This window comes from Mycolicibacterium parafortuitum (assembly GCF_010725485.1).
Taxonomy (GTDB): Bacteria; Actinomycetota; Actinomycetes; order Mycobacteriales; family Mycobacteriaceae; genus Mycobacterium.
This window is the reverse complement of the sequence record NZ_AP022598.1, coordinates 1,042,519-1,063,183: the sequence shown is the minus strand read 5'-3', so window position 1 is coordinate 1,063,183 and position 20,665 is coordinate 1,042,519. Positions and strand designations below refer to the sequence as shown.

Annotated in this window: 23 protein-coding genes; 14 read left to right on the top strand and 9 right to left on the bottom strand. The window is 68.6% G+C overall.

The annotated features are described in order from the left end of the window. Nucleotides 1-48: 48 nt before the first annotated feature. Nucleotides 49-906, bottom strand: coding sequence for an aminoglycoside phosphotransferase family protein (locus NTM_RS04965; protein ID WP_232079621.1), 858 nt, complete (start codon nucleotides 904-906; stop codon nucleotides 49-51). A gap of 73 nt (nucleotides 907-979) precedes the next feature. Here NTM_RS04965 and NTM_RS04960 point away from each other — a divergent pair, with 73 nt between their 5' ends. Both NTM_RS04960 and NTM_RS04955 read left to right on the top strand, forming a co-directional pair. Next, complete coding sequence (locus NTM_RS04960) at nucleotides 980-1,750, top strand: dienelactone hydrolase family protein (RefSeq protein WP_163765634.1); 771 nt, start codon at nucleotides 980-982, stop codon at nucleotides 1,748-1,750. A 79-nt stretch (nucleotides 1,751-1,829) separates the two neighbouring features. Then, nucleotides 1,830-2,603, top strand: coding sequence for a thioesterase family protein (locus NTM_RS04955; protein WP_163765633.1), 774 nt, complete (start codon nucleotides 1,830-1,832; stop codon nucleotides 2,601-2,603). A gap of 26 nt (nucleotides 2,604-2,629) precedes the next feature. Here the strand turns inward: NTM_RS04955 and NTM_RS04950 are convergent, their stop codons facing one another. After that, entirely contained in the window at nucleotides 2,630-4,027 is a 1,398-nt protein-coding gene (locus NTM_RS04950; protein ID WP_104864502.1) for an MFS transporter, read from the bottom strand. Nucleotides 4,028-4,101: 74 nt separating this feature from the next. Here NTM_RS04950 and NTM_RS04945 point away from each other — a divergent pair, with 74 nt between their 5' ends. Continuing rightward, nucleotides 4,102-4,506: a winged helix-turn-helix transcriptional regulator gene (locus NTM_RS04945; RefSeq protein ID WP_163765632.1), complete on the top strand. Its 405-nt coding sequence runs from the start codon at nucleotides 4,102-4,104 to the stop codon at nucleotides 4,504-4,506. Here the strand turns inward: NTM_RS04945 and NTM_RS04940 are convergent. Continuing rightward, nucleotides 4,503-5,279 (bottom strand): helix-turn-helix domain-containing protein, encoded by a 777-nt coding sequence (locus NTM_RS04940; RefSeq protein ID WP_163765631.1) that lies wholly within the window; start codon nucleotides 5,277-5,279, stop codon nucleotides 4,503-4,505. The genes NTM_RS04945 and NTM_RS04940 overlap by 4 nt on opposite strands. A 201-nt stretch (nucleotides 5,280-5,480) precedes the next feature. Here NTM_RS04940 and cynS point away from each other — a divergent pair, with 201 nt between their 5' ends. Both cynS and NTM_RS04930 read left to right on the top strand, forming a co-directional pair. Then, nucleotides 5,481-5,927, top strand: coding sequence for a cyanase (cynS, locus tag NTM_RS04935; protein WP_163765630.1), 447 nt, complete (start codon nucleotides 5,481-5,483; stop codon nucleotides 5,925-5,927). 20 nt (nucleotides 5,928-5,947) lie between these two features. Then, the gene (locus tag NTM_RS04930) at nucleotides 5,948-6,805 is read left to right on the top strand and encodes a formate/nitrite transporter family protein (protein ID WP_104864500.1); all 858 of its coding nucleotides are present in this window, start codon (nucleotides 5,948-5,950) and stop codon (nucleotides 6,803-6,805) included. 46 nt (nucleotides 6,806-6,851) lie between these two features. Here the strand turns inward: NTM_RS04930 and NTM_RS04925 are convergent, their stop codons facing one another. Then, nucleotides 6,852-7,487: a TetR/AcrR family transcriptional regulator gene (locus NTM_RS04925; protein ID WP_163765629.1), complete on the bottom strand. Its 636-nt coding sequence runs from the start codon at nucleotides 7,485-7,487 to the stop codon at nucleotides 6,852-6,854. A 155-nt stretch (nucleotides 7,488-7,642) separates the two neighbouring features. Here NTM_RS04925 and NTM_RS04920 point away from each other — a divergent pair, with 155 nt between their 5' ends. Then, on the top strand, nucleotides 7,643-7,939 hold the full coding sequence (locus tag NTM_RS04920) for a hypothetical protein (RefSeq protein ID WP_163765628.1): 297 nt from the start codon (nucleotides 7,643-7,645) through the stop codon (nucleotides 7,937-7,939). Between the two features lie 4 nt (nucleotides 7,940-7,943). On the opposite strand, the gene NTM_RS28500 is transcribed toward NTM_RS04920, so the two are convergent. Beyond that, entirely contained in the window at nucleotides 7,944-8,111 is a 168-nt protein-coding gene (locus NTM_RS28500; protein WP_170311965.1) for a hypothetical protein, read from the bottom strand. 108 nt (nucleotides 8,112-8,219) lie between these two features. On the opposite strand from NTM_RS28500, the gene NTM_RS04915 reads away from it, so the two are divergent. Together NTM_RS04915 and NTM_RS04910 are read left to right on the top strand one after the other, a co-directional pair. Continuing rightward, nucleotides 8,220-9,020 carry a DUF5718 family protein gene (locus NTM_RS04915; protein WP_163765627.1) on the top strand — a complete coding sequence of 267 codons (801 nt, stop codon included), beginning with the start codon at nucleotides 8,220-8,222 and terminating at the stop codon, nucleotides 9,018-9,020. A gap of 52 nt (nucleotides 9,021-9,072) precedes the next feature. Further along, nucleotides 9,073-10,098, top strand: coding sequence for an NAD-dependent epimerase/dehydratase family protein (locus NTM_RS04910; RefSeq protein WP_163765626.1), 1,026 nt, complete (start codon nucleotides 9,073-9,075; stop codon nucleotides 10,096-10,098). Here the strand turns inward: NTM_RS04910 and NTM_RS04905 are convergent. After that, complete coding sequence (locus NTM_RS04905) at nucleotides 10,095-10,763, bottom strand: TetR/AcrR family transcriptional regulator (RefSeq protein ID WP_232079620.1); 669 nt, start codon at nucleotides 10,761-10,763, stop codon at nucleotides 10,095-10,097. The two genes, NTM_RS04910 and NTM_RS04905, sit on opposite strands and share 4 nt — an antisense overlap. 122 nt (nucleotides 10,764-10,885) lie before the next feature. On the opposite strand from NTM_RS04905, the gene NTM_RS04900 reads away from it, so the two are divergent. Further along, nucleotides 10,886-12,529, top strand: a complete 1,644-nt coding sequence (locus NTM_RS04900; RefSeq protein ID WP_232079619.1) for an ICP22 family protein — start codon at nucleotides 10,886-10,888, stop codon at nucleotides 12,527-12,529. A gap of 118 nt (nucleotides 12,530-12,647) precedes the next feature. Further along, nucleotides 12,648-13,361: a cutinase family protein gene (locus tag NTM_RS04895; protein ID WP_163765624.1), complete on the top strand. Its 714-nt coding sequence runs from the start codon at nucleotides 12,648-12,650 to the stop codon at nucleotides 13,359-13,361. A 19-nt stretch (nucleotides 13,362-13,380) separates the two neighbouring features. Here NTM_RS04895 and NTM_RS04890 read toward each other — a convergent pair whose 3' ends face one another. After that, entirely contained in the window at nucleotides 13,381-14,037 is a 657-nt protein-coding gene (locus tag NTM_RS04890; protein ID WP_104864492.1) for a TetR/AcrR family transcriptional regulator, read from the bottom strand. Further along, nucleotides 14,030-15,259 carry a cytochrome P450 gene (locus NTM_RS04885; RefSeq protein WP_163765623.1) on the bottom strand — a complete coding sequence of 410 codons (1,230 nt, stop codon included), beginning with the start codon at nucleotides 15,257-15,259 and terminating at the stop codon, nucleotides 14,030-14,032. Before NTM_RS04885 ends, NTM_RS04890 begins: the two co-directional genes overlap by 8 nt. A 153-nt stretch (nucleotides 15,260-15,412) precedes the next feature. On the opposite strand from NTM_RS04885, the gene NTM_RS04880 reads away from it, so the two are divergent. Genes NTM_RS04880 through NTM_RS04865 form a run of 4 tightly spaced genes read left to right on the top strand, consistent with a single transcriptional unit; the run spans nucleotide 15,413 to nucleotide 19,261 of the window. Beyond that, a complete protein-coding gene (locus NTM_RS04880; protein WP_163765622.1) occupies nucleotides 15,413-16,282 on the top strand; it encodes a LysR family transcriptional regulator ArgP in 870 nt (289 codons plus the stop codon). A 23-nt stretch (nucleotides 16,283-16,305) separates the two neighbouring features. Next, nucleotides 16,306-17,061, top strand: coding sequence for a precorrin-6A synthase (deacetylating) (gene cobF, locus NTM_RS04875; protein WP_163765621.1), 756 nt, complete (start codon nucleotides 16,306-16,308; stop codon nucleotides 17,059-17,061). Beyond that, nucleotides 17,058-18,545, top strand: a complete 1,488-nt coding sequence (locus NTM_RS04870) for a cobyric acid synthase (protein ID WP_163765620.1) — start codon at nucleotides 17,058-17,060, stop codon at nucleotides 18,543-18,545. The genes cobF and NTM_RS04870 overlap by 4 nt, the downstream gene beginning before the upstream one ends. Continuing rightward, nucleotides 18,533-19,261 (top strand): cobalt-precorrin-6A reductase, encoded by a 729-nt coding sequence (locus NTM_RS04865; protein WP_163765619.1) that lies wholly within the window; start codon nucleotides 18,533-18,535, stop codon nucleotides 19,259-19,261. Before NTM_RS04870 ends, NTM_RS04865 begins: the two co-directional genes overlap by 13 nt. Here the strand turns inward: NTM_RS04865 and NTM_RS04860 are convergent. Beyond that, nucleotides 19,249-20,643 carry an aspartate aminotransferase family protein gene (locus NTM_RS04860; RefSeq protein WP_163765618.1) on the bottom strand — a complete coding sequence of 465 codons (1,395 nt, stop codon included), beginning with the start codon at nucleotides 20,641-20,643 and terminating at the stop codon, nucleotides 19,249-19,251. The genes NTM_RS04865 and NTM_RS04860 overlap by 13 nt on opposite strands. Between the last annotated feature and the right edge of the window lie 22 nt (nucleotides 20,644-20,665).

Here is a 20,665-nt window from a genome sequence, read left to right as displayed (position 1 = left end):
AGCTAAGGATTCTGTTCTGGCATGAGAAATGCTTATGTGGTGAGGAGGTCAGGCGTCGAACAGTCCGAGTGCCTCGGTGATCATGCGGTGGCCCTGCATCTCGAACGGCTCGTCGCCGACCTGATACGCCCATACGGCGGTGCCGACGGCATGATGAACGGCCGACATCCGCCATAGCTCCGGTGTCCGCGGGTCGTAGCCGTACCCGGCGAAGAATGCCCTCTCGAGACGATCATCCTGGCGCCACTGCTGCGCGGCGAGCCTGCCGAAATCGTCGATCGCCGGTCGCCATTCGAATCTCCCGAAATCGATGACCTTGAGCGTGCCGCCGTCGATCAGCCAGTTTCTGGGCTGCCAATCCCCGTGGGTGGGAACGACGTTCACTGGCCGCGGGCGATGTCCGAGAAGTATCGTCCGCAGCCGCTGCTCATCGTCTGGCGCGATTCGATGCGGCTTATCAAGCCAGGCAATCGATTTCGCGACCGCGGCGGCATCCCAATCCGGATCGGTGCGTTCGGCCTGCTGATGGAATGCCCGGCACAGCTCGCCGGCCTGGACGTAGGTATCCGGCAGGAACTCGGCATCGTTTCCCTCGACTGACGATCCCCGCAGGTACTCGATGGCCAGAATGTTCGCGTCACGGTCGTGGTGAAGCAGTCGCGGGGCCCGTCCCCGGCGCTCCAGCACGCTCGTGAACCCTTGATATGCCGTGATTTCTCGCCCGATATGGCGATTACCGGGTCCCGCGGCCTTCACGACAGCCCGGCCGTTCCCGGTATCGAGCGCGAGCACTGCCGTATCCACCAGATTCCAGCTCATATCCCGCACGAGCTGCGCATCGGGAAACCATCGGGCGACGACGTCCGCCTGGCGTTCGGTCAGCCGACCCTGATGCCATGTCTGCACATCGTCACGCTATCGCCATCGCCGAGAGCGAACCTCGAGGAGCGGACGGCACCCGCTGGATAGTGTGTGCGCTGTGACTGTGACGCATGAAGTCACCTACGACATCGACGATCTGACCATGGTCGCGCACCTTGCGCGGCCGGCAGGCGACGGTCCCTGGCCGGCGGTGCTGATCGGACACGACGGGATCGGCCTCGACGACTATCAGCGCAGCCGCGCCGACGAACTGGCCGCGCACGGCTATGTGGCCCTCGCGATGGACTACCACGGCGGCGAGCTGTTCTTCGGTCGACCAGAAGCGATGCTGGCCCGGGTGTTGCCGTTGCTGGGCGATGCTGATCGGATGCACGCCATCGGCCGTGCCGCGCTCGATGTCCTTCTCGCGGTGCCCGGCGTCGACGCCGACAGGCTCGGCGCACTCGGTTATGGCGCGGGCGGACGTATCGTGCTCGAACTTGCCCGCAGAGCCGCGAGTTTCACGGCCGTCGCCGTCGTCCACCCTGCCCTGCCCGACGTCAGCGTCGAGGGCTGGACCGACTCGACCGGCGCGTACCTGCTGAGTACGGGTTCCGAAGACCCGATATGCACGCCGGACCAGCTTCTGACGTTCGGCTCCGCGCTTCAGCGTGCCGGTGCCGACTGGCGGGTGAACGTGTACGGCGGAGCAGAGCACGCGTTCTGGGCACGGCCGACCAACCCCGACGGATCGCCCGCCGAGGGATCCACGCACACCCAAGCCACCGTGCCCGGCGTCGGATATCACCCGGCCCACACTCCGCGCGCATGGCGTGCCGTGCTCGACCTGTTCGACGAGACACTCGCGCCCTCGCCACAGACAGGCTGAGCAATCCACTGACGTGTCGTCCCCCACATCACGCGGCCGCGATTGAGGTTTGGCGCGGCCCGGCGGGCATCATCGGCGGGTGCATTACTTCGAGCGCCTCGACGAGGCTCGTTTCGCCGCCACCGAGCGCACCCAGGGCGCGTGGAACTGTGCCGAGCAGCACATCGCGCCCTCGATCGGTCTGCTCGCGCACGTCGTCGAACAGCACCGAGACCGTCGCCGTGACGACCGCCTGCCGCTGGCCCGGCTGTCCTACGACATCCTCGGCACGGTGCCGATCGGTGTGGTCGAGGTGGACGTGCAGGTACGTCGCCCCGGCCGCAGCATCGAGCTGGTCGAGGCGACCATGCGCCACGCGGGCCGTCCGGTGCTGGTGCTGCGGGCGTGGCTGATGCAGCGCTTCGACACCGAGCCGCTCGCCGGGTCGAGCTTCGCGCCGATTCCCGGTCCGCGGGCTACGCCGCCCTGGGACATGCCCGGGCTGTGGCGCGGCGCGTTCATCGCGTCCCTCGATGTGCGACGCACGGAGATCGGCCCCGGCCGGGCGACGGCCTGGGCGCGTACCGACGTCGGGCTGATCGCCGATGAGACGGTGAGTCCGGCGACGGCCGCGATCATGCTGTTCGACATCGGCAACGGTCTGGCTGTACGCGCCGACCCGGAGAAGGTGGCCTTCCCGAACATCGACCTGACCGCGCACCTGTTCCGCGAACCGCGCGGCGGGTGGCTGGGTTTCGACACCACGGTGTCATTCGGTTCGGACGGTCTTGGCCTGACGCACAGCGTCATTCACGACGAGAACGGACCGGTCGGGACGTCGTCGCAGATGCTGACGGTACGCCCGATCGGCTGATGGTACGCCGCTGAAGCTGCCTGCCGTCACACCGAGGCCGCACACGCCTGCGGGGTTCGCCAGGCGCGGGGGAGGGCCACCGCAATGCCGATCACGCCGAGGGCCAGCGGCACCAGAAGCGCCGCCCGGTACGAATCGAGCTGACCGGCGCCGGCTGCGGTCGCCGCGACCTGCACCGCGGTGGTCGTCGCGAGCCCGATCGCCGCGCCGAACTGGAACGTCGTGTACAGCAGCCCACTGGTCAACCCCTGCGCGGATTCCTCGACGCCGTCGGTCGCGGCGATCGTCAACGGGCCGTAGGCCAGGGTGAACGCGATGCCCAGCGCCAGCAGGCTCGGCAGCATGCTCAGGTACACCCAGTCCGCCTCCACGCCGGTGAACAGCAGGAACGACAGCGCCGCGAACACCATCCCGACCGCGATGACGCGCCACAGCCCGAACCGGCGCACCAGGACCGGGGTCAGGGTGGGGGCCAGGATCGCGTCGATCGCGACGACCAGCAGTGCCACCGCGGTGGCCAGCGCCGACCAGCCCCGAAGCTCCTGCAGGTAGAGCACCACGATGAACTGGAACCCCATGAACCCGGCGGCCAGACAGCCCGCGCCGAGGTACGCGTTGGTCTGCGGACCTGGCCGCAGCAGGGCCAGCGGCACCAGCGGATCGGCGGCGGTGCGTTGCCGTGCGGCGAACCCGACGAACAGGGCCACCGCGATAGCGCCAGACGTCAGCGAACCGAAAAGCGTTCCGTGGGCTGCATTCTCGATGGTGGTCACGGTGAGCACCACGGCGCCGGTCACGAGCACTGCCCCGGGCAGATCGAGTGACCGCCGGGCGGTGACGTCGTCGCGCGGGATCAGCGGGATCCCCAGCAGCAACACGATGGAGGCGAGCACGACGGGCGCGAAGAACACCCACCGCCAGCCGAACGCGGTCAGCAGGCCACCGGCGACGAGACCGAGCGAGAAGCCGGCCGCGCCGAGACCGGCGTAGATGAGCACCGCCCGATCCCGTTGCGGCCCTTCGGGAAAGCTGGTGGTGATGATCGCCAGCCCGGCCGGCATCAGGAACGCCGCGGCGATGCCGGTGACCACGCGCACCGCGACCACCGTCGCGCCGTTCGGTGCGATGCCGCCCAGGGCGGAGACCCCGATGAAGACGACCAGCGCGATCAGGAACACGCGCCGCCGGCCGTAGACGTCGGCGCTTCGTCCGCCGAGCAGCATGAACCCGCCGTACCCGATGACGTATCCGCTGACGATCCACTGCAGTTCGGCGGTCGGCAGGTCCAGCGCCTGCCGGATGGTGGGCAGCGCGATGTTGAACATCGCGATGTCGATGCCCTCCAGGAACGCGGCCCCGCACAGTGCCGCGAGCAGCAGTGCCGCGCGTATTCGGGAGGTCGCCTTCGCCTCTACTGCGTCCATGTACCCAACCTCGGTTCCTATTGGTAACTGACCACATCATCAGGCACCATGGAGCGGTGGCGGAAGAAGGCACTTTGAAGTCAGTCGGTACCCCGCAGGGAACCGACTGCTGTTGCCCGGATGCCTTCCAGTGGGACCGGCGGGAGGATTGCGAGGTCCGGCAGATTCTCGATCGCATCGCCGACAAATGGTCGCTGCTGATCATCGCGCTTCTCGACGACGGGTCGATGCGGTTCACCGAGCTCAAGCGCATGATCGACGGGGTCAGCCAACGCATGCTGACGGTGACGCTGCGCCAGCTCGAGCGCGACGGCCTGGTGCGGCGCACCGTCCACCCGGTGGTCCCGCCGCGCGTCGACTACGAGTTGACCGATTTGGGGCGCACCCTGCACGAGACCGTGCAGTCCCTGGTCCGCTGGACCGAGCAGCATCAAGACGACATCGCCGCGGCACGACAACGGTTCGACAACGCGAATTAACCGGCGCGGCGGGCCCACTCGCTCGGAGCCACCCCGAAGTGCCGCCGGAACGCGCGATTGAAGGTGCCGGGATCGCTGAATCCGCTTGCCCGGCACGCCCGACTCACCGAGAACCCCTGGCAGATGAGACTTCCTGCCAGCTCGAGGCGGTGACGCCGGATCTCAGTCGCCGGTGAGCGGCCGTCCTCGGCGAGCAGTTGCTGCACTGTGCGCAGCGACAGGTGGAACTCGGCGGCCAGCCTGGCCGGGCTGAAATCCGGATCCTGGAACCGCGAACCGATATGAGCCATTAGGCGGGAGCGCAGTTCGGTGCGCGACCGCGCGGCGGCGGCGAGGTGCCGACCGGCGGGGCGTTGCGCCGCGATGCGATCGGACGCGTCGGCGAACGCGAGCAGTCGGGTGCCGTCGGTGCCGAGCGGCCGGGCCGACCAGGTGACCGGAATCGGTTGTCCCGCACGGGTGATGAACCACTCGTGGGCGGTGACGGATGTGGTGCCGCAGCCGTCGAGGATCGGGCAGGACTCCGACGGGTACCGTGATCCGTCGGGATGCCATTCGTGCAGGGTGTCGTGGCTCGGTGCCCCGATCACAGCGTCGTCGCTGCGGTAGCCGAGCATGCTCAGCGCGGCCTGATTCGCCAGCGCCACCGTGCCGTCCGGAGCGATCACCCACAGCGGGGTCGGCGCCACGTCGATCACCGCGGACAGCGTCCCGGCGTCCAGCGCGGTCGCGATGTGCGGAGGTTCTGCGTTCTCGATTCGGGTGATCACCATCCACCTGGCCTTCGGTATCGGGGCTCAGGCTAGGACCGCCGGATTTCGGCGGCTTTCTCCACTCGTTACAGCGCCGTTAAGCGGCGGCACAGTTGCTCGGTGATGCGCGAAATGCCGGGTGTCCTGCGCCTTCTGCCATGGGCAAACCCCACCGTGAGCCGCTGATATGAGAGGCAAGACCCCATGACCCAAGGAGCGCCGATGGCTTACGACCCCGCCTCGCCCGTGATGGCCGAGATCGAACAACGCCGACTGGAGACCGGTATCAGCTGGCAGAAACTGGCCGACCACATCGACCGGCCGCTGGTCTGGACGGTGGCCGCCATGCTGGGCAGTCACCCGATGCCGAAGGCCCAGGCCGGTGCCGTCGGCGAGTTGCTGGGGCTCAGCCCGGAAACTGTTGCGGCACTGCAACGCCAGCTCTACCGCACGGAGAATCCGGCGCTGCTCAGCGATCCGACGATCTACCGGTTCGTCGAGTTGATCAACGTCTACGGTCCGGCGTTCAAGGCACTGATCCACGAGGAGTTCGGTGACGGGATCATGAGCGCGATCAACTGCAATGTGAACTTCGAGCGACGCGCCGACCCGGACGGTGACCGCGTCGTGGTGACGATCGACGGCAAATTCCTGCCGTACCACTGGTGATCCGGAGAGAGGAACGAGTCATGTCCTACGTCAAACCCGCCGACCTCGCGACCCGGATCATCGACGCCGGCGAATCGAAGGTGTTCATGTCCACCCGCGACACCCTGATCCGCGCGTTCATGGCCGGCGCGATCCTTGCGCTGGCCGCGGCGTTCGCGGTGAGCATCTCGACGAAGACCGGGGAGCCGCTGGTCGGTGCCCTGCTGTTCCCGGTCGGCTTCTGCATGCTGCATCTGCTCGGATTCGACCTTCTGACAGCAGTTTTCACACTTGTTCCGCTGGCCTGGCTGGACAAGCGACCGGGAGTCACGCTCGGTCCGATGCTGCGCAACTGGGGGTGGGTGTTCCTCGGCAATCTGGCCGGTGCGCTGACCGTGGCCGTGTTCATGGCGATCTACTTCACCTACGGGTTCAGCGTCGAACCCGATGCCGTCGGGCAGGCGATCGGCCAGATCGGGGAGGGCCGGACCGTGGGTTATGCCGATCACGGCGCGGCCGGGATGCTGACGCTGTTCATCCGCGGCGTGATGTGCAACTGGATGGTGTCCACGGGCGTCGTCGGCGCGATGATGTCAGACAGCTTGCCGGGCAAGGTGATCGCGATGTGGATGCCGATCACGGTGTTCTTCTACCTCGGCTTCGAACACTCGATCGTCAACATGTTCCTGTTCCCGTCGGGACTGATGCTCGGCGGAGAGTTCACCATCGTGGACTACCTGCTGTGGAACGAGATCCCCACGGTGATCGGCAATCTCGTCGGCGGGCTGGCCTTCGTCGGACTGGTCATCTATGCCACACACGGCAAGACCGGACCCCTGCGGAAGCGGCCGGCCGATCTGGTCAGCGTGGACAAGACCCCGGTGCCGACCACCGTGTAGCCGGCATCTCATCGTCGGGACACCGAATATGCATCAGGTGTTCGCGTCAGGCCGCCGTCAGTCCGTTGCGGACCAAAATCTGGGCATTGCGTACGACGTCGTCGATCGAGAACTTACGGGGGTCGAACCATTCAGCCGCCCAGTTCAATCCACCCATCACCAGCAGCTGAGCGGTCCTGACATCCAGGCCGGGGTCGATCGTGCCCTCGGCGACGGCCTCGTCGAAGAGTTTGCGCCACATCCGCCCGTAGGCGGCCTCCTCCTTGCGCTGCCGGGTCCGTAGATGCTCAGGGATCTGTCCGGAGTTGCGGATCGACGCGGTGGCGTAGTCGGAGAGTTCCAGTTCGTGCCTCAGATGCGCTTCGACCGCGGCGAGGATCTTGTCCAGTACTGACGTGTCGGCGGGCAGATCGTCGATCACGTCCTTGAGGTGGCGCCGCATTTCGGCGACGCCCGCGAACATGACTTCCTCGATCAGCTCTTCGCGGGACGAGAAGTAGTAGTAGATGGCGGGGGCCTGAACCTCGGCGTACTCCGCGACGTCGGTGAGGCGGGTCCCGGCGTAACCCTTCACGCTGAGCACATGGGCGGCGGCGTCGAGAATGCGCGCGCGGGTCCTTGCGGATTTCGTATCCGCATCAGGACCGACGCCGGCCCGCGCCGCCGAATGCTTTCTGGGCACGGTCCGATGATATGCGGTCCGGTCAGCCTGAAGTTCACTGATTTTCGCAGGTTAGAACCTCGCGACGGCGGGGAACCCGGTATCGGAGGCCGCTTTCCGATACGCCGAAGTGTCGCGCGGCCCGCGAGTTTCCTTCGATGTGAGGAAGGTGTGTCATGAAGCATTTGACGTTCGTCACCGGCACCGGTGCCCTCGCCGTTGCGGCCGCACTGGCCTTTTCCGGCAATGCGCTCGCCGAACCAGACGACCCGGCCCCCGCCCCCGGCGGCACCGCAGGCGCTGCCCCCACCGCCGCCGACGAGGTCGCCGCGCTGCAGGCGGAGGGCAAGAGCGTCCAGGTGGTCGGTAACGACGGCGGACTGCTGGAGAATTGCGAGGTCGTCAACACCACCGAAGGCGCCGAGGCCAACACGGTGATGATGGAAGTCGACTGCGGACTGAACTACCCGTAAAAGGTCAGTCGTCGGGTTCGGCGATCTCGGGAGCCAGCTCCCGGGTCGCCATCCCGCCGTCGCGGCCGTGGTCGACGGGTCCCGGTGGTGGTGCTGCTGCCGTGTCGTAATGCGTGCCAGCCGTCGCCGACGAATCTGATTCGTCGCGCGACGCTTGAGGACCTTTGCTCATCGTTTCCACCCTCCGTTCTGCTGCGGGGCTGGGGTACCCCGCCGGGCGGGGAAATATCAGCCCACCGGGTCGGAGTGGCGGCCCGAAGTCAGGCGTACGCTGCTGCCCGTGATCGAAATCCCACTGAGCGAGATGCGGAACTGGTTCGGATTCGGGGTGGCGGGCAACTTCGCGGGCCACTTGGAGCAGGCGGGGGAGGCGGTCGATTTCGTCAACGTGGCGAGCGAGGGCGCTGCGCCGAAGGGGATCTTCCCCTGGTACGCGCCCGGCTCCGAGACCTTCCTCGGCGAGTTCCCGCTGTCCAATGACGAGATCGTGCTGCCCGCCGAGACCGACGGCCCACTGAATCTGCAGATCGAACCCGAGGTCGGACTGGCCTGCCACGTGGTGTGGGAGGGCGACACCGTCGTCACCTTGCAGCCGTTCGCGCTCGGCGCTTTCAACGACTGCTCGATCCGGCGGCCCGGGGCCCCGAAGATCAGCCACAAGAAGAACTGGGGACCGTCGTCGAAGGGGGTCTCCAGCGAGTTCTTCGACATCTCCGACCTCACCCCGGACGGGCCCACCTCGACGCTGCGACTGGTCTGCTTCCTCGACAGCGGCGGCGAGGAGCACGAGTACGGCGTCGACAGCCCGCTGATCGGCTACTCCTACTACGGCGAGGTCCTGCTGGACTGGATCGTCGAGCGGCTCGCGAACCAGAAGGGGTCGCCGGACACCCCGCTCGAGGACGTCGGTGCGTTGATGGTCGCCAGCGGCCATCCGGAGAAGGTCCTGATCGGTATCGGGGCAACCCGCTACACATCGCTCGGTGAGTCCACATTCCTCAAACCGGGCGATCAGGCCATCGTGCGCGTGTACGACACCGAGTCCGACGCGGCTGCGGTACTGCGCCAGCACGTCCGGTAGTCGGCCGAACTGTCGTACTTACGGTAGCCGTCGCGGTTACGATGACGCTGCTATGACGAGCAGCGACGATGTGACGGTTGCGGGCCAGCGGGCCCTGGTGATGGGTGCGAGCGGCAATGTCGGCGCCTGCGTGGCCCGCCACCTGGCCGCCGGCGGCGCCGACGTGCGCGTGTTGTTGAGGCCGTCGAGTTCGACCCGCGGCATCGACGGAATCGAGGTCGAGCGGACCCTCGGGGACCCGTTCGATCCGGACACGGCGGCGGCCGCGATGGCCGACCGCGACGTCGTCTATTACTGCATCGTCGACACCAGGGCCGAACTCAAGGATCCCGCTCCGCTGTTCGCGACGAACGTCGAAGGGCTACGCAAGGTGCTCGACGTCGCGGCGACGGCGAACCTCGACAAATTCGTGTTCCTGAGCACCATCGGCACCGTCGCCGTCGGCGACAACGGTGAGGAGGTCGACGAGGACACGCCGTTCAACTGGGCCGACCGCGCCGGTGGCTACATCGAATCCCGGCGCGCCGCCGAACAACTGGTGCTGTCCTACGCCGCCGAACGGGGGGTTCCCGCCGTGGTGCTCAACGTGTCCAACCCGTACGGGCCGCCGGACTGGCAGCCCCGCCAGGGCATGTTCGTGCAGATGGCCGCGCTCGGGAAGATGCCGTTCTACGTGCGCGGCGTCGGCGCCGAGGTGGTCGGCATCGACGACGCGGCCGATGCGATGCTGCGCGCGTCGGTGCGGGGCAGGGTCGGGCAGCGCTACATCGTCTCCGAACGGTTCATGACCCACCGGGACCTGGTGACCACCGCCGCCGACGCGGTCGGCGCCCGCAGGCCGCGGATCGGTGTCCCGATGGCGTTGGTGTTCGGCCTCGCATATCTCGCCGATGCGATCGGATCCGTTCTGCCCGTGCAGATTCCGATGAGCAGGCAAAGCGCGTTCCTGCTCGCGCACACGTCCCCGGCCAGCCACGCCAAAGCGACGCGCGAACTGGGGTGGAAGCCGAAGCCCACCGAGGATTTCATCGCCCGGGCCGCCGAACACTACCTGCAGCGCCAGCAGGTCGGCGTCTAGGTGCCGAACACCGATTGCGGCGGCGGCGGATCCGACACGATCGCCGGCAGCACGAAGGTCCGAATGTAGCGGCGTGCGGTCTCGGGGTCGTCGAGGCCGGGAACGACTCCGAGCAACAGGGTCAGCGCGGTCGCGATCAGGAACTGGCCGGCGTCGCCCGCCTCGACCCCGGCCCGCAGGACCGGCCGTCCATCCCTGTCGTCCGCGGTGTCGAACATCTGCGCCACCAGCTCGTCGAGTCGTGCCGCCTGAGCCACCAGGTGCGCGACGCTGCCGTCGTCGGTCTGTTCGGACAACGTCTGCAACAGCGGATCGTGGATCAACTCGGTCGCGACGATCACCAGGCCCTCGGTGAGAAGCTCGGCGACACCGGCACGGGCGGGCAACCGATCCACGATCTCCAGCTGATGCCTGTGGGTCTTGCGGGCTACCAGCGCTTCCAGCAGGACCCGGCGATTGGGGAAGTGCCGGTACATCGCGGCCCGCGAGTACCCGGCTTCATGGGCGATGAGCTCCATCGTCGAGGCAGCGAATCCGCGGCGCAGGATCGACTGCTCCGCGGCATCCATCAGGACCGTCCGGGCCTGCTCGGACGACTTGCCACCCCCGGCGGGTCGGCCCCGCCGACGCGGAGCCGACGTCCTGGGGGCATCGGGGCTGGCCATCGCGTCCAGCGTAGGCGCGGCTCTTGTCCTCGCAGGGCGGGACGCCTATAAATAGACAACTGAATGCATTTGTCTCATTAAATCGGGGGTTGTCGATGGCGCGGCGATGGACACATCTGGCGATGACAGGTGCCGCCGCCGCGGCAGTATCGGGATGGCTGGTCGTCATCGCGCCGGCCGCCGCGGCCGAACCTGGCGACGGCGACACCGCGGCCGCGACCTCGTCGACAGCCGAGGCGTCGGCCAAACCGAAAGCCGCCGAACGGCGCGGCCGCGAGTCGGCGGACTCCGACGAGGCAGGGGCCGGGACCGGCAGCGCCGAGCCGCGTCGCGCCGGCCGCGACGAACGGGACGGCGACGATCCTGACCGTGATGCGCGAAAACCGCGCTCGGAGAAGCAGATCGACGACGAGCCTGGAGTCGAGCAGTCGGTCGAGGAACCGGCCTTGGCCGTGCCCGAAGACGCCATCGCGCCGGAACCCGGACCCGACCCGGAGCCGACAGTCATCCCGGATCCGGGCGACGAATCCGGACCCGCCGAGTCCGAAGACGCCATCGGGCCAGAAGGCAACACCGGGCCAGAAGACAACACCGTGCCGGAAGCCGCCACGGTGTCCGTCGCACGGGCCGAAGCCGCCGATAACCCGCCGGCGCGGCGACCGACCCTGCTCAACGTGGTCGGCGGAATCGTGGTCGACCTGCTCGTCGGGCTGATCCACGTCATCGACGGCCCGCCGGTGCTGCTGCCGAACAGCACCGTGACGGTCCGGACCTCGACGCTGACCCTGCCGATCGGCGGTGGCCGCTCCGTCCAGGCCGACTGGTACTTCCCCGCCGAGATCGACGACGACACCCGGTTCGTGTACCTGCAACACGGCTTCCTTGCCAGCGGACCGATGTACAGCCACACTGCGGCGCGGCTGGCCGAGCGCACCAATGCGATCGTGATGGCGCCGTCGCTGACGTCGAACTTCTTCTCTCCCGACGCGGCGTGGGTCGGCGGCACCACCATGCACCGTGCGGTCGCCGAACTGTTCACCGGCGACCGGGCCGTGTTGAACGAAAGCGCCTCGACGGCAGCGGGATACGTGATCACCCTGCCCGAACGTTTCGCGTTCGTCGGCCACTCCGCCGGCGGGACGATGGTCACCAGTGTGGCCGGATACCTGGTCGGCACAGATGCTTTCGACGATCTGGTCGGCGTGGTGATGCTCGACGGCGTCGAGCCGGCCGGCTCGCCGGTGGTCGGCGCGGCACTGAACACCCTGCGCGACGGCAACGACGCGCCCATCTATCTGATCTCCTCGGAGCGGTACGCCTGGAGCCGTGACGGCGACATGGCCGACAAGCTCCGGCTCGCGCGGCCGGACCGGTTCACCGGTGTCGGGCTGCGGGGCGGTCTGCACATCGACTACATGGAGGGCGGCAACCCGCTCGTGCAGTTCGCCGAGTACGTGGTGGCCGGGTTCTCACACAAGCGCAACATCGAGGCGGCCGCCGACATCACCATCGGCTGGGTGAACGACCTGTTCGACGGCACCACCGACGGCGTCTACGGCGCACCGGGCGAGGCAGTCGAGGTGCCCACGCCGTCGGGCATCGCCACCGCGGTCGTGCTGCCGCTCGGCGAGCCCGCCCGTCCGGTGTGGCCGGTGCTGCTCGACGCGGTGGTATCGGCACTGCTCGACTTCATAGGCCGTTACCTCGCCGTCTACGAACCTCTCGAGGCGGTATCGGTGGGATATCGGCTGCAGCCAACAGGGTGAGACGGATGGGTGCTAGCAGCATTGGCCGGCGCTTCTCGATCGGGTGGAATTTTCCGCAGTACTTCAGACATTCCACTTGAAGACGCCGCAGGAGCGGCACCGACTGAGGAGACCACAGATGTCCGATCGCCGAACCGTGCGACGCGCCCTGATCATGGCCGGAGTCGGCGGTGTCGCTGCCGCGGGCCTTCTGGGTCCCGGCGCAGCCACCGCGCAGGCCGCCGAATCCTGTCCGGATGTCGAGGTCGTATTCGCCCGCGGCACCGCCGAACCGGTCGGGCTGGGCCGGGTCGGACAGGCCTTCGTCGACGACCTGCAGAACGCGCTGGGCGGGCGCACCGTCAGCGCCTACGCCGTGAATTACCCAGCCTCTTACGATTTCCTGCAGTCGGCGCCGCTCGGGGCCGACGATGCCAGCGCGCACATCCAGGCCATCGCCGCGGCATGCCCGTCCACCAGCATCGTCGTCGGCGGATACTCCCAGGGCGCCGCGGCCGTCGATCTGATCACCGCGGATCCCGGCGCCGCGTTCGGATTCGGACGCCCGATGCCGCCGGCCGTCGCCGACCACGTCTCCGCGGTGGCGGTGTTCGGCAACCCGTCGACCAAGATCGGCCGCCCGCTCACCACGATCAGCCCCCTCTACGGCACCAAGACGATCGACCTGTGCAACGGGGCGGATCCGGTGTGCTCCAACGGCGACGACCGGCCCGCCCACAGCCAGTACGTGCAGGCTGGATTCACCCAGCAGGCAGCCGACTTCGTCGCGGGCAGGGTCAACGCACCCGCACCCGCCGAGGTCATGGTCAACACCTCCGCAACCGTCGGCTGACCCGGATCGGGTGCACCCATCACGACCGGGCAGCTGACCCGGCACCGGGTGCGGTGATCGCGACGACCGCCTGTGTGAGACGCGGGTACAGGATCACCGGGCCCAGCCAGCGCGCGACGAACCGGCGCAACTCCGGACCGCGGCGGGCCGGCTCGCCCGGGTCGACCAGAATCGAGTGCATTGTGCGCAGGGTCAGCTCGCCGAGCTCGTCGAGCGCTGTGGCGTCGAAACCGTGCTGCTGCCAGTCGATGTCGAAACGGTGCAGCATCGTGCGGGTGAGCGCCAGCGCGGTGTCGGAGGTCAGCGATACCGAGGGGCCACCGTCGCGGCCCGCGGCCAGCAGGGTTTCGAACTGCGGATTCCCGGCCAGCCGCTCGACGGCGTAGGCCACACATTCGACCATCACCGCGACCGGATCGGTCATCCCGCCGACGTGGTCGGCCAGTTGGTCGAGGAATCCGTCCGCGGCCCGCATCGCGCTCGCGAGTCGGATCGCCTCGGGGTGCGGGAAATAGCGGTACACCGTCTGCCGGGTCACGCCGAGCGCCCGGGCCACATCCGCGATGCGCAGGGCCGACCCAGGCTCGGCCACGATGGCATCCGCGGCGTCGAGGATCCGGGTGATGGCCTCCTCGTCGGACGCCGGCCAGTGACCCGCCCAGCCCCTGCTACGCATCGAACTCCAGCTGGAGCTCCGTCGGACCGGTCAGGCCGAGCATCGGTTTCCACGGAACATCCCCGCACAGGCGGGGATTCGACCAGCGTCCTGCCAGGATGCGCAGCGCCTCGGCGAGTTCACGTCTGGCGAGGTTCGCCCCCAGGCAATAGTGCGCACCGCCGCTGAAGGTCAGGATCGGCGGCGCGCTCTCACGATCGAGGTTCAATCGCTCGGCATCGGCGTAGACCGCCGGGTCCCGGTTGGCCGCGAAAATGTTCACGAACACGAACGTGTTCGCCGGGAACACGAAACCACCGAACTCGACGTCGTGCGAGACGATCCGCGGCGTGCCACATACGACCGGCGACAAGCGCATCGTCTCGTCCACCGCGCGCATCGCGAGGTCGGGCCGGTCGGTGAGGAGAGCCCACTGGTCCGGCTGCTCGCAGAGCATCTGGACGGACGCGGGCAGTTGGTTGCGGGTGGTGTCGGTGCCCGCCATCAGCAGGCTCGACGCGAGCATCTTCAGCTCGGCTTTCGTCAACCGATCACCGTCGTCCTCGGCGCGGATCAGGTCGGAGAGCAGGTCGTCGGTCAGGTGCGCGCGTCGGTGCTCGACCATCTCGTCGACATAGTCGTCCAGTCCGAGCCACGCCCGCATCACCTCGTCCTGAATGGCGGCGATATCGGTGCTGAAGCTGAAGCCGCGGATGACGCCCTCGGCCCACTCGGAGAACAGCCGCCAGTCCTCGCGGGGCGCCCCGAGGAGCGCGCAGATGATCGGGATCGGATACGGCCGAGCGACGTCGGCCACCAGGTCGCACCGGCCCGCATCGGCGACCTGATCGACGAGATCCGAGAACACCTCGACGATCGTGTCCTGCAGTCGTTCGGTGGCCCGAGGGGTGAACGCCTTCGACACCAGCTTGCGCAGCCGCTGATGTTCGGCGCCCTCCAGGCACAGCAGGCTCGACATCACCTTGTCGAACAAGGGTCCCGACGTGACACCTTGGGCGGCGAGGTTGATGCCCGGTGGAACCTTGAAGCGGGTGTCGCGCAGGATCGCCCGCGCCATCTCGTAGGAGAGCACCTCGGGGCCGAGCGGGCCGATCGCGATCGGTGCGGCGCGCTGCGCGTCGCGCAGGTCCGGCCACACCTCGGCGGGAGTGGCGGCCAGGTCGTAGGTCAGCGTCGGTAACCCGGCGTCGAACACGTTCTGAACGGAGGTGCTGATCGTCATGCGGACTCCTGACCGTCTGGTGTGACAACCTGGGAAGAACGTATGACCAGATCCGGCAGATTGTGTCGGAATCGGCGATATCGTCAGACGGATCGGCGATACCCGTATGTTCATGCGACGCGGGTGTTCGCCGGGTGCGAAAATGGGCGGACCGTGACCGAACAGCTCGACACCGCGCAGCTCGCGGCGCTGGCCGCCGTCGTCGAGCACGGCAGCTTCGACGCGGCGGCCGAGCATCTGCACGTGACGCCGTCGGCGGTCAGCCAGCGCATCAAGGCCCTTGAGCAGCGCGTCGGACAGGTGCTGGTGCTGCGCGAGAAACCGTGTGTGGCCACTCCCGCCGGTGTGCCCCTGCTGCGACTGGCCGCCCAGACAGCGCTGCTGCAGGCCGAGACGCTGGCAGAGATGCGCGGTGGGAGCTCGGCGTCGGCGCGGATCGCGATCGCCGTGAACGCCGATTCGATGGCCACCTGGTTCACCGATGTGTTCGCCCGGCTGCCCGGCGTGCTCTTCGACGTCCGCATCGAGGATCAGGATCACTCGGCCAGGCTGCTGCGTGAAGGGGTGGTGATGGGTGCCGTGACCACCGAACGCACCCCGGTGGGCGGCTGCCGGGTGCATCCGCTCGGCGTGATGCGCTATGTTCCGGTCGCCACCCGCGCCTACCTCGACCGTCACCTGTCCGACGGTTTCACCGCCGAGGCCGTCGCCGCGGCGCCGTCGCTGGCGTGGAACCGTGCCGACGCGCTGCAGGACCAGTTGGTGCGCAAGGTGTTCCGTCGCGATGTACGAAGGCCCGTACACTACATTCCCACCCCCGAGGGCTTCGCCGCCGCGGTGCGTGCCGGACTCGGGTGGGGGATGTTCCCGGTGCAGTTGCTCGACGAGTCCTTCGTGCCGATCGTCGACCAGCATCTGGACGTGCCGCTGTACTGGCAGTGCTGGAAACTCGACAGCGCGACGATCGCAAGCGTCACCGACGCCGTGGCGGGAGCGGCGGCAGCCCTGCTCCGCACGCCGTGAACGGGCCGGGCAGAATCGCTGCCATGGGCACGCCGGTCAGGGTCAGGATCCTCGGCGTCGGTATGGGCCCGCAGCACGTCACCGCCGAGGTCGCCGAGGCGCTGCGGTCGGTGGAGTACGTGCTGGCCGCCGAGAAGGCCCACGACGACCGGCTGCTGGGGCTGCGCCGCGAGATCCTGCGCCGCTACGGTGACGCCGAGCTCGTCGCACTGCCCGATCCGCCGCGCGACCGTTCCCGCGGGCTGACCGCCGGTGGTTACGAGAGCGCCGTCGGAGACTGGCACGACGCCCGTGCCGCCCAGTACGCCGGGATACTGCGGGAACGGGGCGGCACCGCGGCGTTCCTGGTCTGGGGCGACCCGTCGCTGTACGACTCCACGATCCGCGTCGTCGAGAAGGTTCGCGCGCTCGGCGTCGACCTCGACTATGACGTGCTGGCTGGGATCAGCGCACCGCAGCTGCTGGCCGCACGACACCGGATCGTGCTGCACGAAGTCGGCCGCCCCGTGCACATCACCACCGGGCGCCGGCTCCAGGAAGCCGTTGCGGCCGGCCTGGACAACATCGTCGCGATGCTCAACCCGCCCACCGATCGCGTCGACTTCACCGGCCTCGACGACTGGTCGATCTGGTGGGGCGCCAACCTCGGCGCGCCGGGAGAGCGTCTGGTCACCGGGCGGGTGTGCGACGTGCTCGCCGCGATCGCCGCGGCCCGCGCCGATGCCGAAGCCGACGACGGCTGGGTGATGGACGCGTTCCTGATCAGGCGGCCCCGGTGACCGGCCTGCTGGTCGCCGGCACGACGAGTGACGCCGGGAAGTCCGCGGTCACCACCGGGCTGTGCCGGGCATTGGTGCGTCGCGGGGTGAAGGTGGCGCCGTACAAGGCGCAGAACATGTCGAACAACTCGATGGTTTGCCTCGGCCCCGACGGCGATGGCGTGGAAATCGGGCGCGCACAATGGATTCAGGCTCTCGCCGCGCGCGCCGTACCGGAGGCCGCGATGAACCCGGTGCTGCTCAAACCCGGCAGCGACCGCCGCAGCCACGTCGTGCTGATGGGCAGGCCCTGGGGGCAGGTGTCGTCGTCTGACTGGCTGGAGGGGCGCCGAGCGCTGGCCGAGGCCGCGCACGCCGCCTTCGACGACCTGGCGTCCCGGTATGACGTCGTGATCGCGGAGGGGGCGGGCAGCCCCACCGAGATCAACCTGCGTGCAGGCGATTACGTGAACCTCGGGCTGGCCCGGCACGCCGGCCTGCCGACCGTCGTGGTCGGCGATATCGACCGCGGCGGGGTGTTCGCCGCGTTCTTCGGCACCGTGGCGCTGCTCGCGCCCGAGGATCAGGCGCTGATCGCCGGCTTCGTGGTCAACAAGTTCCGGGGCGATCGCGAGCTGCTGTCCCCGGGCTTGCGCGACCTCGAACGGCTCACCGGCAGAACGGTATACGGAACCCTGCCCTGGCATCCGGACATCTGGCTGGACTCCGAGGACGCGCTGGACCTGCAGGGCCGCCGCTCCGCGCAGACAGGAGCGCGCCGGGTCGCGGTGATCCGGTTGCCGCGGATCAGTAACTTCACCGACGTCGACGCACTCGGCCTGGAACCCGGCCTCGACGTCGTGTTCGCCTCGCATCCGGGTGCACTGGCCGATGCCGATCTGATCGTGTTGCCCGGAACCCGGTCGACGATCAGCGATCTCGCATGGCTGCGGACGCGGGGTCTGGACCGCGCGGTGCTGGCCCATGCCGCGGCGGGTAAACCGGTGCTCGGCATCTGCGGCGGCTTCCAGATGCTGGGTCGCACCATCCGCGACCCGGACGGTATCGAGGGAGGCCCCGCCGAGGTCGACGGGCTGGGTCTGCTCGACGTCGAGACGAGGTTCGACGCCGAGAAGTCTCTTCGGCTTCCCGACGGCGACTGGCTCGGTACCGCGGCGACCGGATACGAGATCCACCACGGCCGGATCTCCCGCGGCGACGGCGTCGAGGACTTCCTCGGCGGGGCCCGCAGCGGGCAGGTGTTCGGCACCATGTGGCACGGCGCGCTGGAGGGGGACGCGCTGCGCGGGCGGTTCCTGCACGAAACCCTCGGCGTGGCACCGTCGGGCGTCTCGTTCACCGGCGCGCGGGAGGCCCGCCTGGACCTGCTCGGCGACCTCGTCGAACGACATCTCGACGTCGATGCGCTGCTCGGCCTCGCCGAGAACGGTCCACCCGAGGGGCTTCCGTTCCTCCCGCCCGGGGCGCCGGGATGCGTGTCCTGATCCTCGGCGGCACCGCGGAAGCCCGCGCGCTGGCCGAGACGCTGACCGCAGACGGCGTCGAGGTGACGTCGTCGCTGGCCGGCCGTGTCGCCGATCCGCGGCTACCGGTCGGTGAGGTCCGCATCGGCGGGTTCGGCGGGATCGACGGATTGCGTGCGGTGCTGGGCGACTACGCCGCCGTCGTCGACGCGACACATCCGTTCGCGAAGACCATCTCCGCCAACGCCGTTGCCGCCTGCGGCACCGACACCCCGTTGCTGCGGCTGGAACGCCCGGGCTGGTCCGACCGGTCCCGCGACAGCTGGCACTGGGTCGACAGCCACGAAGACGCGGCGAGCGCCGCCGCCGGCCTCGGGGCCAGACCGTTCCTGACGGTGGGCCGCCAGGAGATGGCACGCTTCGTGCCCGCCCTGCGAGACCACGCCGTGCTGGCCCGCGTCGTCCAGGCCCCCGACGTCGATCTGCCCGCCGCGTGGCGACTGCTGACCAGCCGAGGTCCTTACCTGCTCGACGGCGAGCTGGCGCTGATGCGTGAGCATGCCGCCGACGTGTTGATCACCAAAGACTCAGGCGGAGAACACACCTGGCCCAAGATGGCCGCAGCCACGACGCTCGGCGTGCCGGTCGTGATCGTGCGCCGGCCACCCCGGGCGCCCGGGGTGCCGACGGTGCACGACGTCGTCGATGCGGCGGCCTGGGTACGTCAGACCGTGTAGTCGTCGGCGACGGTCAGGGCCGCGTCGAGGATCCGCAGGCCCTCGGCCACCTCGTCGTCGGTGACGTTGCACGGTGGGACCGCGTGAATGCGGTTGAAGTTCGCGAATGGCAGCAGACCACCGGACTTACAGGCCGCCAGCGCCGCCGTCATCGCCGGGCTGGAACCGCCGTAGGGCGCCAACGGTTCCCGGGTCTGCTGGTTCGCGACGAGCTCGATGGCCCAGAACACGCCGAGACCACGGACCTCGCCGACGCAGCGGTGCCGGGCCGCGAGGTCACGCAGACCGGGGCCGAGCACGTCGCGCCCGATCCGGGCGGCGTTGTCCACCATGCCCTCGTCCTCCATCGCGTTGATGGTCGCGACGGCACAGGCCGACGCCAGCGGGTGACCGGAGTAGGTCAGCCCACCCGGGTAGGCGCGGTCGGCGAAGCTGGAGTAGATCGCGTCGTTGATCGCGACGCCGCCGAGCGGGACGTAGCCCGAGGTGACGCCCTTGGCGAAGGTGATCAGATCCGGGACGACGTCGAAATTCTGGATGGCGAACCACTTTCCGGTCCGGCCGAAGCCCGCCATCACCTCGTCGGCGATGAACACGATGCCGTGCCGGTCGCAGATCTCGCGCACCCCGGCCATGTATCCGGGCGGCGGCACCATGATGCCCGCGGTGCCCGGCACCGACTCCAGGATGATCGCCGCGATCGTCGACGGGCCCTCCATCCGGACCAGGCGGTCGAGATGCTCCAGCGCGCGCTGGGTTTCCTGCTCCTCGGTCTCGGCGTGGAACGTCGACCGGTACAGGAACGGGCCGTCGAAGTGCACGATGCCGGCGTTGCCGTGGTCGTTGGGCCAGCGGCGCGGGTCGCCGGTCAGGTTGATCGCGGTCTCGGTGCCGCCGTGATACGAGCGGTACCGCGACAGCACTTTGTAGCGGCCGGTGTGCAGCCGGGCCATCCGCACCGCGTGCTCGACGGCGTCGGCACCGGCGTTGGTGAAGAACACCCGGTTCAGATCGCCCGGGGTGCGCTCGGCGATCAGCCGGGCGGCTTCGGAGCGGGCGTCGTTGACGTGCTGCGGGGCGATCGTGCACAGCTTCGCGGCCTGATCGGCAATGGCGGCAACGACTTTCGGGTGCTGGTGGCCGATGTTGGTGTTCACCAGCTGTGAGGAGAAGTCGAGCAGCTTGTTGCCGTCACCGTCCCACACGTACGAACCCTGCGCGGCCAGCACCGTCATCGGGTTGATCTGCGCCTGCGCCGACCACGAGTGGAACACGTGCTTGCGGTCGAGTTCGTAGGCGCGCCGGCCCCGTTCGATCGCGGAGTCGACGGCCTCGCCGGTGGGCAGCACGGCGGCGTCGGTGGGCTGGTCTGTGATCGTCACTGTCGTTCCTTTGGTGGGGTGC